The organism is Bradyrhizobium sp. DOA1, from assembly GCF_001593325.1.
Classification (GTDB): Bacteria; Pseudomonadota; Alphaproteobacteria; order Rhizobiales; family Xanthobacteraceae; genus Bradyrhizobium.
On record NZ_JXJM01000001.1, the window covers coordinates 381,726 to 396,403 of the forward strand.

Annotated in this window: 18 protein-coding genes; 5 read left to right on the forward strand and 13 right to left on the reverse strand. The window is 64.5% G+C overall.

The genetic code is table 11. From position 1 onward, the window contains the following. On the forward strand, positions 1–1,074 hold a 1,074-nt coding region (locus tag SE91_RS01790), incomplete at its 5' end, for a hypothetical protein (RefSeq protein WP_061846357.1). A 129-nt stretch (positions 1,075–1,203) separates the two neighbouring features. On the opposite strand, the gene SE91_RS01795 is transcribed toward SE91_RS01790, so the two are convergent. From SE91_RS01795 to SE91_RS01805, 3 genes are all read right to left on the reverse strand, one after another. Continuing rightward, positions 1,204–1,491, reverse strand: a complete 288-nt coding sequence (locus tag SE91_RS01795; RefSeq protein ID WP_061846358.1) for a hypothetical protein — start codon at positions 1,489–1,491, stop codon at positions 1,204–1,206. 250 nt (positions 1,492–1,741) lie between these two features. Beyond that, positions 1,742–1,987 (reverse strand): hypothetical protein, encoded by a 246-nt coding sequence (locus SE91_RS01800; protein WP_008546073.1) that lies wholly within the window; start codon positions 1,985–1,987, stop codon positions 1,742–1,744. A 21-nt stretch (positions 1,988–2,008) separates the two neighbouring features. Continuing rightward, positions 2,009–2,221: a hypothetical protein gene (locus SE91_RS01805; RefSeq protein WP_442855186.1), complete on the reverse strand. Its 213-nt coding sequence runs from the start codon at positions 2,219–2,221 to the stop codon at positions 2,009–2,011. A gap of 174 nt (positions 2,222–2,395) precedes the next feature. On the opposite strand from SE91_RS01805, the gene SE91_RS01810 reads away from it, so the two are divergent. Further along, a complete protein-coding gene (locus SE91_RS01810; RefSeq protein WP_060737079.1) occupies positions 2,396–2,821 on the forward strand; it encodes a DUF5413 family protein in 426 nt (141 codons plus the stop codon). 61 nt (positions 2,822–2,882) lie between these two features. Continuing rightward, complete coding sequence (locus SE91_RS01815; RefSeq protein ID WP_082813633.1) at positions 2,883–3,440, forward strand: DUF4112 domain-containing protein; 558 nt, start codon at positions 2,883–2,885, stop codon at positions 3,438–3,440. Positions 3,441–3,656: 216 nt separating this feature from the next. Here the strand turns inward: SE91_RS01815 and SE91_RS01820 are convergent, their stop codons facing one another. The 4 genes from SE91_RS01820 to msrA all read right to left on the reverse strand — a co-directional run bounded on the left by SE91_RS01820 (position 3,657) and on the right by msrA (position 5,585). Next, a complete protein-coding gene (locus SE91_RS01820; protein WP_008546070.1) occupies positions 3,657–3,944 on the reverse strand; it encodes a hypothetical protein in 288 nt (95 codons plus the stop codon). Between the two features lie 214 nt (positions 3,945–4,158). Continuing rightward, positions 4,159–4,323 carry a DUF3309 family protein gene (locus tag SE91_RS01825; protein ID WP_061846359.1) on the reverse strand — a complete coding sequence of 55 codons (165 nt, stop codon included), beginning with the start codon at positions 4,321–4,323 and terminating at the stop codon, positions 4,159–4,161. A gap of 106 nt (positions 4,324–4,429) precedes the next feature. Next, on the reverse strand, positions 4,430–4,849 hold the full coding sequence (gene msrB, locus SE91_RS01830) for a peptide-methionine (R)-S-oxide reductase MsrB (RefSeq protein WP_061846360.1): 420 nt from the start codon (positions 4,847–4,849) through the stop codon (positions 4,430–4,432). Positions 4,850–4,880: 31 nt separating this feature from the next. Continuing rightward, on the reverse strand, positions 4,881–5,585 hold the full coding sequence (msrA, locus tag SE91_RS01835; protein WP_008546068.1) for a peptide-methionine (S)-S-oxide reductase MsrA: 705 nt from the start codon (positions 5,583–5,585) through the stop codon (positions 4,881–4,883). A 258-nt stretch (positions 5,586–5,843) separates the two neighbouring features. Here msrA and SE91_RS01840 point away from each other — a divergent pair, with 258 nt between their 5' ends. Continuing rightward, positions 5,844–7,535, forward strand: coding sequence for a caspase family protein (locus SE91_RS01840; RefSeq protein ID WP_061846361.1), 1,692 nt, complete (start codon positions 5,844–5,846; stop codon positions 7,533–7,535). A 117-nt stretch (positions 7,536–7,652) separates the two neighbouring features. Here the strand turns inward: SE91_RS01840 and SE91_RS01845 are convergent, their stop codons facing one another. The 6 genes from SE91_RS01845 to napE all read right to left on the reverse strand — a co-directional run bounded on the left by SE91_RS01845 (position 7,653) and on the right by napE (position 13,202). Beyond that, complete coding sequence (locus SE91_RS01845; protein WP_008546058.1) at positions 7,653–8,768, reverse strand: ATP-dependent DNA helicase; 1,116 nt, start codon at positions 8,766–8,768, stop codon at positions 7,653–7,655. 263 nt (positions 8,769–9,031) lie between these two features. Next, complete coding sequence (locus SE91_RS01850; protein WP_008546057.1) at positions 9,032–9,685, reverse strand: NapC/NirT family cytochrome c; 654 nt, start codon at positions 9,683–9,685, stop codon at positions 9,032–9,034. Further along, positions 9,682–10,152 (reverse strand): nitrate reductase cytochrome c-type subunit, encoded by a 471-nt coding sequence (locus SE91_RS01855; RefSeq protein ID WP_060737076.1) that lies wholly within the window; start codon positions 10,150–10,152, stop codon positions 9,682–9,684. The genes SE91_RS01850 and SE91_RS01855 overlap by 4 nt, the downstream gene beginning before the upstream one ends. Next, complete coding sequence (napA, locus tag SE91_RS01860) at positions 10,149–12,662, reverse strand: nitrate reductase catalytic subunit NapA (RefSeq protein WP_061846362.1); 2,514 nt, start codon at positions 12,660–12,662, stop codon at positions 10,149–10,151. The genes SE91_RS01855 and napA overlap by 4 nt, the downstream gene beginning before the upstream one ends. Before the next feature lie 16 nt (positions 12,663–12,678). Then, positions 12,679–12,993, reverse strand: a complete 315-nt coding sequence (locus tag SE91_RS01865) for a chaperone NapD (RefSeq protein WP_061846363.1) — start codon at positions 12,991–12,993, stop codon at positions 12,679–12,681. Between the two features lie 26 nt (positions 12,994–13,019). After that, positions 13,020–13,202 carry a periplasmic nitrate reductase, NapE protein gene (gene napE, locus SE91_RS01870; RefSeq protein ID WP_061846364.1) on the reverse strand — a complete coding sequence of 61 codons (183 nt, stop codon included), beginning with the start codon at positions 13,200–13,202 and terminating at the stop codon, positions 13,020–13,022. Positions 13,203–13,474: 272 nt separating this feature from the next. Between napE and SE91_RS01875 the strand changes: the two genes are divergently transcribed. Then, on the forward strand, positions 13,475–14,677 hold the full coding sequence (locus tag SE91_RS01875) for an LLM class flavin-dependent oxidoreductase (RefSeq protein ID WP_061846365.1): 1,203 nt from the start codon (positions 13,475–13,477) through the stop codon (positions 14,675–14,677). Position 14,678 lies beyond the last annotated feature (1 nt).

Sequence of the window (14,678 nt, forward strand, 5' to 3'; positions counted from 1 at the left end):
ATGGGCCCGCCGCCACCGCCGCCATCAGCCCCGGGCGTGCGCGGCTTTCGCGACATTACGGCCGATGCCAACGATCTCGGCGGCGCCGCCGCGCAGGCCAGCCGTGCCGCGCGCCGGACCTACGCCAACGTGCCTTCGCCCACGCCGGAGTTCGACCGGCTGGAGCCGAGCCTGGAAAATCGCTCCGGCGAGGCCGAGGCGCCCTATTCCTACGACGAGTCGATCGAGGAGGCCGAGCGCTACACGCCGCAGCCGCCCTCGCCCCGTCCGCGCGTCGCGGCCGAGCGGGACGTCAAGAAGCGCGTCCGCACCGGCTCCTCCTTCCCGTTCAAGAGCGCGATCGCCGTCGGCATCGTGCTGATCCTGGTCGGCGCCGGCATCCTCTGGGGCAAGCAGCTGGTCCAGATCGTCAACGGCTTTCTCAAGCCGTCCGCGACGCAAGTGACGGACACGCCGACTCCGGCGCAGCCGCAGAGCAAGCCCAAGATTCCGGATCGGGTTGGCCAGCCTTCGGCGGACCAGCCGGTCGCGCCGGTGGCGCAGAAGGTCGTACTCTATGACGAGGATCCGTCCGATCCGAAGGGCAAGCAATATGTCGGCTCGGTGGTGTGGCGGCTGGAGCCGATCAAGGCGTCCGGCAACCAGAAGGCCGACCTCGCCGTGCGCGCCGACATCGAGATTCCCGACCGCAAGTTCAAGATGACGATGTCGTTCCGGCGCAACACCGATTCGTCGCTGCCGGCGAGCCATACCGCGGAATTGACCTTCATCCTGCCGCAGGACTTTCCGGGCGGCAGCGTCTCCAACGTGCCGGGCATCCTGATGAAATCGAACGAGCAGGCGCGCGGCACGCCGCTCGCCGGCCTCGCGGTCAAGGTCACCGACGGCTTCTTCCTGGTCGGACTGTCCAATGTCGACGCTGACCGCAGCCGCAACGTCCAGCTCCTGAAGGAGCGCTCGTGGTTCGACGTGCCGCTGGTCTACGCCAACCAGCGCCGCGCCATCATCGCCATCGAGAAGGGCGCCCCCGGCGAGCGCGCCTTCAACGACGCCTTCGCGCAGTGGGGCGATTAGGCACTTTCTACCGACTTAGCGACATCGTCATGCCCGGGCTTGTCCCGGGCATCCACGTTTCTCTGTACGCTGGGGTAAGCCGTGGATGGCCGCGACAAGCCCGGCCATGACGCTGCGGATGATCCGACCCTATTGCGCGGCCGCTTCCCGCTTGCGCGACGCGGTGGCCTCGCGGTCCATCACGGCGCGGCAGCCGGGGCTGACATTCGCCTTGTTCCGCACCATGCAGGCCCTGACCCGCGGGATGTCGGGGATTTCGCTGGAGCACAGCCGCATCGCATCGCCCGTGCACATCTGCTGCGCTTCGGAGGAGAAGGCGAGGCCGGGTGATGTCTGCAGTGCGATGGCGCTGGCGGCGACGGCCAACAGCGAAGCGGTGGTCTTAAACAGAGTTGCGATGGTCTGATTGCGTGTCATGCGGAATGGGTCCCCGATTTCCCTTGGGCTTGAGCCACTTGGTTTTTGGGGCGCCGCACGCGGCTTGATCTGCCGCATGTCACAGCCTTCACGCCGGGAACTCCAGTCCCGCATGTGGTCGCTCGATTTCTTGATGTTCGAATCGAAAAGTGCTGCGCCGCCCGAGCGAAGTATGCGCCATTGCCCGGGGGCTGCAATGGTCAGCGCAAAGGAATTCGCAATTGTTGCACGCGAGTCACGTCGCGCGTGCTCACATCAGCCGATCCGAGGATGCACCCGCTTGCTCCGCATCGCTCGCGCCGAGTGATGCGGCATGTTCCTCGACCGCGGTGACGCCCTTGGCCGTGAGTTCGAACAGGTCGCCGTCCTTCATCACGTAACCGTCGGCGATCAATTGGCCTACCTTGCCTTGGCGGTCGTCGGCGAAGGCAACGGATTGGCTGATATCCCGGAGGATGGAGAGTTGTTCATCGCGTAACATGGCTTCACGCTCCATTCGCCGGAATGGTGCCGGTCTTCACATGCCGTGGCTCTTGAATACATTGCTGCAGGACTTCGACAGCTTGGCGCGATTGGCTTGCAGGCAACCTTGTACCGCCATGTCGTTGCCGAGGTCCTTGCGGCAGAAGCGCTGTGCGTCTCGCGTGCAGGCCTTCTGTTCCTGCGGCGTGCCCATGTGGCCTTGCGCGAAAGCAGGCCCCTCCGAAACACCGGTCAAGGCTGCCAGCATGATCGTCGCCAGGAGAATTTTGCGGGCCATCGGCGCTCCAATCGGACAGAGGTAAATTCAGGTCATGCATGAACTCGTCGCCCTGCCACTTGTTCCCCCTTCAGGGGCCGGCGCCCGCTGTTCAAGGTTCCCGCGGCGCTGCTATAAAGCTGTGGAAGTCCAAGAGGTGGTTCGATGAAACGCTATCTGGTGTTTGCGCTGGTCGGTCCGTTCGTCGGCGGGTTCCTGCTGCTGCTGACGACGACCTATCAGTCCGGCTATTGGGCCCAGACCAGCCTCGGCGAGGTCGGAAAGCTGTTCGCAGTGTTTTTCAAGACGCTGCAATACAGCTATCTGTTCGGCTTCCTGCCCGCGCTGATGATCGGCGCGGTCGACGACATCCTGGTCCATATAAGGCGGATCGGCCCGGGCGTGCGAATGCTGCTGGTCGGCCTGTTCGCCTTCATCCTGGCCTCGATGACCTACTCCTCCCGCGGGCCGGATTCGGGTGCGGTGCAGTTCATCCTGTACGGCCTGGTCGGCTTCGTGCCGGCGGTGATTTCGTCCTGGCTCGTGCATAGATATGTCGAGGAGCCGCCGGCGGTGGCGGCGCCGACCTGAGCGCGCGACTTTCGGGCGCGGCGCAGCAACCTCCGCTGCGGCGGCGCGTTCCCTAGAGACCATGACCATGTCCGACGACGATATCATTGCCCCGCGCCGATCCCGTTCGGGAGGCGGCTCGCGCGCAACCTTCTCCGGCAAGGAGACGCGCGGGCCGATCATCGATCAGGAGGGACACGAGATCCGCCCCGAAACGCTGGAGCAGAGATTTCGCGAGTTTCCCTTTGAGTTCGGCAGGGACAATCCGTTTGCTGGCAATCCGTTCGGCAATCTGACGCGCGAGCAGCGGATTGCGCGGCTCGAGGCGATCGCGAAACTGCTCGACGTCGCCTTCATCCTGCCCGGCACCAATATCCGTTACGGCATCGACGGGCTGATCGGTCTGATCCCGGTCGTCGGCGACATCATCACCACCGCGATCTCGCTGTGGCTGGTGCGCGAGGCGCGAGCGCTCGGCGCGCCCTGGTACATCACCGCGCGCATGCTCGGCAATGTCGCAGTCGACGGCGTGGTCGGCCTGGTCCCCTTCGCGGGCGACGCCTTCGACGTCATGTTCCGCGCCAATATGCGCAATGTGCGCCTGCTCCAGCGCTGGCTGGAGAAGCAGCCGCGGATGTAGAAGCGTTCCTCTTCGCAATTGATGAGTAGGCATGACGGGTCGTCATGCCCGGGCTTGTTCCGGGCATCCACGTTCGTCGTGCTGCGGCGCAAGGCGCGGATGGCCGGGACAAGCCGGGCCATGACGTTGTGGAAGCACGAAAGCCGAAAACACAAAAGGCGCGACAGCCTTTCAGCCATCGCGCCTTTTGCGCACATCGAACGGTGTTGGGAAAAGTTACGCCGCGTCGGCGTCGGTCTCGGTATCCAGCTTGCGGCGGCGGGGCAGCGGGAAGGCCTCGCTCTCATAGAGCGAGCGGATGCCGTTCTGGTCGAAGCGCGCTTCCTCGACCTGCAGATAGGCGCCGTTCAACGAATCCGTCGGCAATTGCTCCATCGCGAACTGCACGGCCTCGGCGGCGGTGCCGAACCGGCGATAGGTGAAGCCCGCGCGCTTCTTCTTGCGGATCGCGGCGGGGAAGAGTTCGGCGGAGGTGTTGAAGTTGAACGGACGCAGTGGACGCATGGTCAAAGACCTCGTGATCTTCTCTGGGGCTTTAAGCGCGTGGGGTTTGGGAGGGGAGGGGCCGCAATCGAGCGGGCCCGCCGCACATGTCATTTTCGTCCTCTAATATAGCCCGATTTGACAAAAATGCGACCCCCGCGATGCGAGATGATGAATTCACGCATGGCAGCCCCGCGCGGGCGATAACTTCAGCAATTTCAATAAGTTGTGCGGCTTACAGTTTGCCGAGAAGCAGCAGCACGACCAACACCACCAGCACGACGCCGCCGATTCCCATGCCGGAATGGCCAAGGCCATAGCCATAGCCGCCGATCCGGCCGGACAGGCCCCCCAGCAGATAGATGATCACCAGGATGATCAGGATGGTCCCGAATGACATGGCATCCTCCCTGGCGGCCGCCAAATGCGAGGACGGCCGCGCCGCCGGGAGAGAAAAGCACATCGCCACGGCGGGTTCCAACTCGGAACCCGCCGTGGCCTTGGGTTTATTTCGGCTCCAGCTTGAGTGCCGCCGAATTGATGCAATAGCGCAGGCCGGTCGGCCCGGGACCGTCGGGGAAGACATGGCCGAGATGGCCGCTGCACTTGGAGCACAGCACCTCGGTGCGGATCATGCCGTGGCTGACGTCGCGCTCCTCGTCGATATGGCTCTCGACCGCCGGCTGAGTGAAGCTCGGCCAGCCGCAGCCGGAATCAAACTTGGCATCCGACTCGAACAGCACGTTGCCGCAGCCGGCGCAGACATAGGTGCCGGTGCGGTGGTCGTGCTCATATTCGCCGGAGAAGGGCCGCTCGGTCGCCTTCTCGCGCAGCACCGCGTACTGCATCGGCGTCAGCTCGCGCCGCCACTGCTCGTCGCTCTTGATGACCTTGTCTTCGGTGGTTTTCGTTCTGGTGTCGGGCATGGGTCTCCCGTTTCTGTCGATGATCTCGCGATCAGTTGGTGGCCTTGCTGGCATTCACCAGCGTCGGCTTCTCAATATAATTATCCGCGAACAGCTTTTTCAGGTTCTCGACCTTCGGGATGTCGTTATAGGCGATGTAGGGCTGGTTCGGGTGCAGCGTCAGATAGTCCTGATGGTAGGCCTCCGCCGGATAGAACGCCTCCAGCGCGCCGACCTTGGTCACGATCGGCTTCTTGAAGACCTTCGCGCCGTTGAGCTGGGCGATATAGGCCTCTGCCACCTTCTTCTGCTCGTCGGAGGTGGTGAAGATCGCCGAGCGATATTGCGGGCCGACGTCAGGGCCCTGGCGGTTCAGCTGGGTCGGGTCGTGCACCACCGAGAAATAGATCTGGAGGATCTTGCCGTAAGAGATCTTCTGCGGATCGTATTTGATCTCGACGGCCTCGGCATGGCCGGTGCGGCCGCTCGAGACGCTCTGGTAGTCGGCGGTCGCCTTGGTGCCGCCGGCGTAGCCGGACACGGCGTTGACCACGCCCGCAGTGTGCTGGAAGACGCCTTGGACGCCCCAGAAGCAGCCGCCGGCGATGACGGCAGTCTGGATTCCGCTCGCGGACGCTGTATCGGTGGCGGGGGCGGGGATCACGACCGCATCCTCGGCAGCCCGGGACGGCATGGCAAAGGCCAGCGAGAGCGCGGCGGTTGCGGCGAGCAGGGACAGGACGGCAGGTCGGCGCATGGCGATCCTCTTTCCGAAGGTCTGACAGTCTAAGGCGGCCGGGCCCGGGCGAACAGCCTGCCCGGCGGCATTTGCATCATTCGAGATACGGACATCGCCGGCGAATGTTACGCCATGGCGGACACGAAGCCGTGAAGACCGCCGGAGCGGGCAGCGCGCCTTCGAGCGCGACTTGGCGGGATGCGGAACTCCGCGCTAGATGAACCGGCGCGATCGACGATCGATCATAGGAATGGTGACTGGAGCTGACTTGACAACATGCTGCGCGTCGTTTTCCTGACCTTCCTCGCCCTGGCAGCGTCTGGCTTGATTGCCGCGGCCAATCCGCAAGCCGCCGGCAACGATCTCGCCATTTGCCGCGACCGCCAGGCGGAGCTGCCGGCCCGCGCCGCCGCCTGCGACAATCTGCTCAGCGCCGACCGTGTCGCCGGCAAGGACAAGGCGATCGCGCTCTCCGTGCGCGGCAACACGCTGCTCAACAAGCGCGACTACGTGCGCGCGATCGAGGTCTTGTCCACCGCGCTCGACCTCGATCCCGACTATGTCGTGACCCTCAACCTGCGCGGCCTCGCCTATGAGCGCAGCGGGAAGGAGGATCTCGCGATGGCCGACTACAACCTCGCGCTGCAGAAGCGGCCGGCCTACGGCGTCCCCTACAACAATCGCGGGGTCATCCACCTGCGCCGGGGCGCGCTGCAAAGCGCGCTCGACGATTTCAGCCTGTCGATCAAATACACGCCGAAATTCCTGCTCGCCTGGACCAACCGCGCCCGCGTGCGCACGCTGATGAAGGATTTCGACGGCGCCCTCGCCGATTTCGCCGAGGCCGAGAAGATCGATGCGGCCGCGCCGCAGATCGCCGGCAGCCGCTGCATCACCTACGGCATGATGGGGAAGTACGCGCAGGCCCTTGCCGACTGCAGCGGCCTGATCGAGAAGCAGCCGAAGAACGTGTTCGTGATCAACAATCGCGCCGACGTCAACATGATGAAGGGCGACCTCGATGCGGCGCTCAAGGACTACAACGCGGCCCTCCAGATCAATCCCAACAATGTCCGCGCCCATTCCGGCCGTGGCCAGATCTACGAGCGGAGGAAGGATCTCGCCCAGGCCCGCGCCGATTACCGCGCCGCGGCCTATTCGCTGACCAGGTTCGACGAGATCGACGTCGCGCGCGCCCGCGCCATCGCCCAGGAGCGGCTCGCCGCGTTGACGCCGCAAACGCCGGGCGGCGCACCCGCCGGGCGCCGCGTCGCGCTGGTGATCGGCAATGGCGCCTACAAGAACGTCCATGCCCTGCCCAATCCACTGCGCGACTCCAAACTGATCGCCGGCGTGCTGCGCGATGTCGGCTTCCAGACCGTGATATCCGTCAGCGATCTCACCCGCGACAAGTTCTTCGAGGCGTTGCAGACCTTTGCCAATGAGGCGGAAAAGGCCGATTGGGCCGTGTTCTATTATGCCGGCCACGGTTTCGAGATCGGCGGGGTGAACTATCTCGTTCCTGTTGATGCCAAGCTCGCCGCCGACAAGGACGCCGAGACCCAGGCGGTTGCCCTGGAGCAGGTGATCGCCGCGGTCGGCGCCGCACGAAAGATGCGGCTCGTGGTCCTGGATGCCTGCCGCGACAATCCGTTCGCGCCGACCATGCAGCGCACGCTGGCGCTGAAGCTGGTCGACAAGGGTTTTTCCAACATCGAGCCCGGCGCCGGATTCATGGTGGTCTATGCCGCCAAGCACGGCGAGACCGCGATGGACGGCGATGGTGCCGCCAACAGCCCGTTCGCCACCGCGCTCGCCCGCGAGATCAAGCAGCCGCGCGTCGAGATCCGAAAGCTGTTCGACATCGTCCGCGACGATGTCTGGGCCGCGACCAAGCACGAGCAGCAGCCGTTCACCTACGGCTCACCGCCGGGAAGAGAGGATTTTTACTTTGTCGCGGGGAAATGACGAGCAATCAGGTCTCGTAGGGTGGGCAAAGCGAAGCGTGCCCACCATTTCTAGTGCGTGTGGAGAGATGGTGGGCACGGCGCGTTGCGCCTTTGCCCACCCTACGGGAGCGGAGTCTTAAACGACAATACTCAACCGCTTCGCCGCGCGCGTAATCCCCGTATACAGCCACCGCGCCCGGGATTCCCCGAACGCGAAGCTCTCGTCGAACAGCACGACGTCGTCCCATTGCGAGCCCTGCGACTTGTGCACGGTCAGCACATAGCCGTAGTCGAACTCGTCATAAGGCTTGCGCTGCTCCCAGGCGATCTGCTCGATGCCGCCCTCGAAGCAGTCGGCGCGCACCGAGACCTTGGTCACCTTGTGCCCGAAATCCTCGTCCGGCATCAGGCGCATCGAGAGGATGCGCGACTTCGAGCGCGACGTGTTGCGCGACTTGACGCGCCACAGCCCGCCGTTGAACAAGCCCTTCTTGCGGTTGTTGCGCAGGCACACCAGCTTGTCGCCGGCGACGGGAAACTGGTCCTCGATGTTCTGGCGCTGGCGCACCCGCATGTTGTAGGCGCGGCGCGTGTTGTTGCGGCCGACCAGCACCTGGTCGGCGCCCATGACGCGGTCGGGATCGAGCTCCTTGCGCGAGACCACCTCGCTCTCGCCATAGCGGCCGATGTCGAGCTCGCGGCCCTCGCGGACGTCCATCGACATCCGCACGATCGGATCGTCCTGGGCCTGGCGATGCACCTCGGTCAGCATTGCGTCCGGCTCCGAATTGGTGAAGAAGCCGCCGCCCTGGATCGGCGGCAGCTGCGCGGGGTCGCCGAGCACCAGCAGCGGACAGTCGAACGACATCAGGTCGCGCCCCAGCTCGGCGTCGACCATCGAGCATTCGTCGATCACGATCAGCTTGGCCTTGGAGGCCGGCGCGTCATCCCACAACTCGAAGCTCGGCTGCTCCTCGCCGGATTCCCGGGCGCGGTAGATTAGGGAATGGATGGTGGAGGCCTCGTCGCAGCCCTTGTTGCGCATGACGAGGGCCGCCTTGCCGGTGAAGGCGGCGAACTTCACCTCGCCGTCGACGCCCTCGGCGATGTGCCGCGCCAGCGTGGTCTTGCCGGTGCCGGCAAAGCCGAACAGGCGGAACACCGGCGGCGTGCCGTTCCGGCCGGGCTTTGCTTTGAGCCAGTCGCCGACGGCCTTGAGCGCGGCATCCTGATGCGGGGTGAAGGTGGCCATGTCTGTCTTGAGAGGCTGCGAAACGAGGCGATTCGCTACCCGCCAAAACTAACCATTCGCCCCGTCGGTTCAAGCACAGGGAGGCGGCATCTGTGGCGCCATCCTTCGAGACGCCCGCCTTCGGCGGTCCCTCAGGATGAGGACGGAGCGCGCGGCGGCAGTTTCCTCGGGCAAGATGCGTTTAGCCTCATCCTGAGGAGGCTGCGAAGCAGCCGTCTCGAAGGACGAGGCGCTTGCTCAGGCCCCGCGAAGAACGAGCACCCCTACTGCCAGCCGGGAACGCCGCGCATGTCGGGCAATTGGTGGGCGATGCCCTTGTGGCAGTCGATGCAGGTCTTTTCCTTCGTGAACAGGAAGCGCTGGTGCGCCACCGAGGCCCGCGGCGACTGCTTGGTGATGTCCATGGAATCGGCGCTGTGGCAGTTGCGGCATTCCAGTGAATCGTTGGCCTTGAAGCGCGCCCATTCATGCGCCGCGAGCTCGAGGCGGTGCTCCTGGAATTTCTCCCTCGTGTCGATGGTGCCGAATATCTTGCCCCAGACCTCCTTGGAGGCCTGCATCTTGCGCGCGATCTTGTCGGTCCAGTTGTGCGGCACGTGGCAATCCGGGCAGGTCGCGCGCACGCCGGAGCGGTTGGAGAAGTGGATGGTCGACTTCAGCTCGGCGTAGACGTTGTCCTTCATCTCGTGGCAGCTGGTGCAGAATTTTTCTGTGTTGGTGATTTCCAGCGCGGTGTTGAAGCCGCCCCAGAAGATCACGCCGGCAACGAAGCCGGCCAGCACCAGGGTGCCGAGGGCGAACACCGAGCTCGGCCGGGTCAACACCTGCCAGAGCTCGAGCGCGAAGGCCCAGCTCCGCGCGATGAAGCCGCGCTTGGCTTTCAGTTCTGCATTGGGCTCGTCAGCGGTCGTCGTCATCGCCGGCCACCAGGACTTGCGCGCGACAGCAGCGTGTCGATGTCGGTGAAATCGTTGCTGACAGGCGGATTGGCGGTGTTCTGCGGCACGTGGCATTCGGTGCAGAAGAAACGGCGCGGCGAGACCGAGCCCAGGAACTGGCCGTCACGGTCCATGAAATGCGTGATCGAAACCATCGGCGCCTGCGATTCCGCCGTGCGCGCACGCGCGTGGCAGGACAGGCACTTGTTGCCGTTGAGGTCGACCTGATAGCCATCGATATTGTGCGGGATCACCGGCGGCTGTTCCGGATAGTTGCGCACCTCCTTCTCGGAGGTGTTGCGGTTCGGCAGCATCGGCGGCGCGGGCCCCTCGTCGTTGAGCGGGGTCGGGCCGCGCAGGCCCGAGCTGACGGTCTGCGCCGTCAGCGAGCTCGTGCCCATGGCGATCGCGATCGCCAGCAGGGCGATACCAAATCGTTTCATCATGACAGGTTCACCCGCTCGATGCGCACGGCGCATTTCTTGAAGTCGGTCTGCAGCGAGATCGGATCGGTGGCGTCGAGCGTCACCTTGTTGATCAGCTTGGATTCGTCGAACCACGGCACGAACACGAGGCCCTTCGGCGGCCGGTCGCGGCCGCGCGTCTCGACGCGGGCGCGGATGAAGCCGCGGCGGGAGACCACCTTCACTTCATCCCCGCGGCGGAGCTTGGCTTCCTGCGCGTCGTCCGGATGCATGAAGCACACCGCTTCGGGGAAGGCCTTGTAGAGCTCGGGCACACGGCGCGTCATGGTGCCGGAATGCCAGTGCTCCAGCACGCGGCCGGTCGACAGCCAGAACGGGTAGTCCTTGTCGGGCGATTCAGCCGGCGGCTCGTAGGGCAGGGCGAACACGCGCGCCTTGCCGTCCGGGAAGCCGTAGAATTGCACGTCGGCGCCCTGCTTGACATAGGGATCGCTGCCCTCGCGAAAGCGCCACTTCGTTTCCTGCCCGTTGACGACCGGCCAGCGCAGGCCGCGCTCGCGGTGGTAAGTGTCGAACGGCGCGAGGTCGTGGCCGTGGCCGCGGCCGAACTGCGCGTATTCCTCGAACAGGCCCTTCTGCACGTAGAAGCCGAACGCCTTCGCTTCCTCGTTGGCGTAGCCGGCCTCGATCTCCGAGGTCGGATACTTGTCGATCTGGCCGTTCTTGTAGAGCACGTCGAACAGCGTCTTGCCACGCACGTCCGGCTTCTTGGCAATCAGCTCCGCGGGCCACACTTCCTCGATCTTGAAGCGCTTGGAGAATTCCATCAGCTGCCAGAGATCGGATTTGGCCTCGCCCGGCGCGGTGACGAGCTGGTGCCAGAACTGCGTGCGCCGCTCGGCATTGCCGTAAGCGCCTTCCTTCTCGACCCACATCGCGGTCGGCAGGATGAGGTCGGCGGCAAGCGCCGTCACCGTCGGATAGGCATCCGACACCACGATGAAATTGTCGGGGTTGCGGAAGCCGGGATAGGTCTCTTCGTTGATGTTGGGACCGGCCTGCAGGTTGTTGTTGACCTGCACCCAATAGGCGTTGATCAGGCCGTCCTTCAGCATCCGGCTTTGCAGCACGGCATGCGCCCCGTTCTTGTCGGGGATGGTGCCCTCGGGCAGCTGCCAGATGTGCTCGGCGTGATCGCGATGCGCCTTGTTGGTCACGACCATGTCGGCGGGCAGGCGATGCGAGAAGGTGCCGACCTCGCGCGCGGTGCCGCAGGCGGAGGGCTGGCCGGTCAGCGAGAACGGGCTGTTGCCGGGCGAGGAGATCTTCCCGGTCAGAAGATGGATGTTGTAGACGAGGTTGTTGCACCAGACGCCGCGGGTGTGCTGGTTGAAGCCCATGGTCCAGAACGAGACCACTTTTGTCTTGGGATCGGCGTAGAGCTCGGCGAGCGCCGTGAGGCGGTTGAGCGGCACGCCCGACATTTCGGCTGCCTTCTCCAGCGTGTACTCCGACACGAACTTGACGAACTCGTCATAGCTCATGTCGGTGGCGTCGTTGGGCTTCGCCGCACCCGTCGCCGCCTTCTGCAGCGGATGCTCGGGCCGCAGGCCGTAACCGATGTCGGTCTGGCCGCGCTTGAACACGGTATGCTTGGCGACGAAGTCCTTGTTGACCCGTCCGGTCTTGATGATGTGGTTGGCGATGGCGTTGAGGATGTAGAGGTCGGTGTGCGGCGCAAACACCATGCCGATGTCGGCGAGGTCGAACGAGCGGTGCTCGAAGGTCGAGAGCACGGCGACGCGGACATGCGGCGCCGAGAGCCGGCGGTCGGCGATGCGCGTCCACAGAATGGGGTGCATCTCCGCCATGTTGGAGCCCCACAGCACGAAGGCGTCGGTGGCCTCGATGTCGTCATAGCAGCCGGACGGCTCGTCGATGCCGAAGGTGCGCATCATGCCGGCCACGGCGGAAGCCATGCAGTGCCGCGCATTGGGATCGATGTTGTTGGTGCGGAAGCCGGCCTTGAACAGCTTCGAGGCGGCATAGCCCTCCCAGATCGTCCACTGGCCGGAGCCGAACATGGCGACGCCGTTCGGCCCGCGCTTCTTCATCGCCTCCTTCCACTTCAGCTCCATGATGTCGAAGGCTTCGGTCCACGACACGGGCGTGAACTCGCCGTTCTTGTCGTATTTGCCGCCGGTTTTGCGCAACATCGGCTGGGTCAGGCGGTCATGGCCGTACATGATCTTGGAGAGGAAGTAGCCCTTGACGCAGTTGAGGCCGCGATTGACCTCGGCCTTGATGTCGCCATGGGTGGCGACGACGCGATTGTCCTTGGTCGCGACCATCACCGAGCAGCCGGTGCCGCAGAAGCGGCAGGCGGCCTTGTCCCACTTCATCTCGCTGTTGTTGCGCTCGGTGACGAGATTGGCGGCGAGCGCCGGAGCCGGCATGCCCGCGGCGGCGGCCGCGATGGCGGCGGCCTCGAGCTTGAGCATCTGGCGGCGGTCGAGCTTGGGCGATGACATGACGGCTCTTCCTGACTTAGGCGGTTTCGATGGCGTGGAAGACGAGTGCTGCGGAATAGACGTTCGGCAGCGACTGGATGGTGTTGAGCAGGGTGCCGAGGCTGCCGCTATCTGGCGCTTCGGTCACGACGACGAGCTTGCCGCGCGGATCGCGGCCGTGGATCTCGCAGCCCGGCAGCGCGGTGATCTCGGCTTCGAGCTCGGCGAGACGTTCGGGACGCGCCTGGACGATGATGCTGGCGATCTCGGCGCCGGGCGGCGCGACGATGCGATCGGCGCTGAGCACGCGGCCGGTGATCAAGGCGCGGCGGTTGAGTGTGGCGTGAGCCATGATGCCTGTCTTTCGCTGCTGAGGAATCAATGCGGGGGCGGCGGGCCGGGCGGGCCGGCAAACACCTGGTAGATCCAGACGCCGAGGCCGTAAGAGCCGACGGTTCCGACCGCAAGCACGGGCATCACGACCGCGGTCAGGAACAGGAAGGCAAAAATCTCCATGCGCTTACGGCGCACGCGCGAAGTCGTGTCGTCAGGGGCCGACATATTCGGTCTCTCTGAAATGATACTGGGAATAGGGACGGCATCCGGGCCGTTGCCTTGCCGCACTTTAGATCCGTTCGAGCCGCTAACGCGTTGATCTGGATCAATCTGTCCAGTTGGCAGGACCCTGTAGTGCGTGCCGGTATCGGGCTTTCATTGCCACACGCGCGGCGGAAGAAGCGATCTGCCGCGCGACGGAATTGCGTTTGCGTAGACAGCGCCGCCTCACGCACTAAGATGTTTCTTAACAATAACAAGTGCGGGAGAGCGACGCCATGAAGTTCGGCATCTTCTATGAGCTGCAATTGCCGCGGCCCTGGGTGGCCGGTGACGAGCTCGCCCTCTACCAGAACGCGCTGTCGCAGATGGAGCTTGCCGACAAGCTCGGCTACGACCATGCCTGGGTCGTCGAGCATCATTTCCTGGAAGAATATTCGCACTCGCCTTCGCCGGAATCCTTCCTTGCGGCTGCGAGCCAGCGCACGAAGAATATCCGGCTCGGCCACGGCATTCTCCAGCTCACCACCAATCATCCGGCGCGCGTTGCCGAGCGCGTCGCGGTGCTCGACCTGCTCTCGAACGGCCGCTGCGAATTCGGCATGGGCGAGAGCGCCTCGATCACCGAGCTCACCCCGTTCGGCCGCGACATGGAGACCAAGAAGGAGGTGTTCGAGGAGGCCGTCGCTGCGATCTTCCCGATGTTCAAGGACGCAGGGTCCGAGCATCACGGCAAGTATTTCGACATCCCCTTGCGCAACGTGGTGCCGAAGCCGGTGCAGAAGCCGCATCCGCCGCTGTGGATGGCCTGCTCGCAGCTGCCGACCATCGAGCGCGCCGGCCGCCACGGCTTTGGCGCGCTCGGCTTCCAGTTCGTCAGCGCCGATGCCGCGCATGCATGGGTGCACGCCTATTACAACGCGATGACGAAGCGGCTGCACAAGCTCGCGGATTACCAGATCAATCCGAACATGGCGCTGGTCTCGTTCTTCATGTGCGCCAAGACCGACGAGGAGGCGCGTGCGCGTGCCGACGGCGCCACCTTCTTCCAGTTCGCGCTGCGCTTCTACGGCGCCGCGCAGAACCGCCAGCGTCCCGCGCCCTACACCGTCAATATGTGGGACGAGTACAACAAATGGAAGCGCGACAATCCGGAAGCGCAGGAGGCGGCGCTGCGCGGCGGGCTGATCGGCTCGCCCGAGACGATCCGCAGGAAGCTGAAGCGCTTCCAGTCTTCTCATATCGATCAGGTCATTCTGCTCAACCAGGCCGGCAAGAACAGCCACGAGCACATCTGCGAATCGCTGGAGCTGTTCGGCCGCGAGGTGATGCCGGAATTCCAGAACGACCCGGCGCAAGCGGCCTGGAAGCAGGGCGTGATGAGCGGCGAGATCAAGCTGGAGGAGATCGACACCGAGGCCTTCACCGACCGCTACGGCAAGCTCGCGATCAATGTGGCGCCAGTGAAGGTGGCGGGATAGA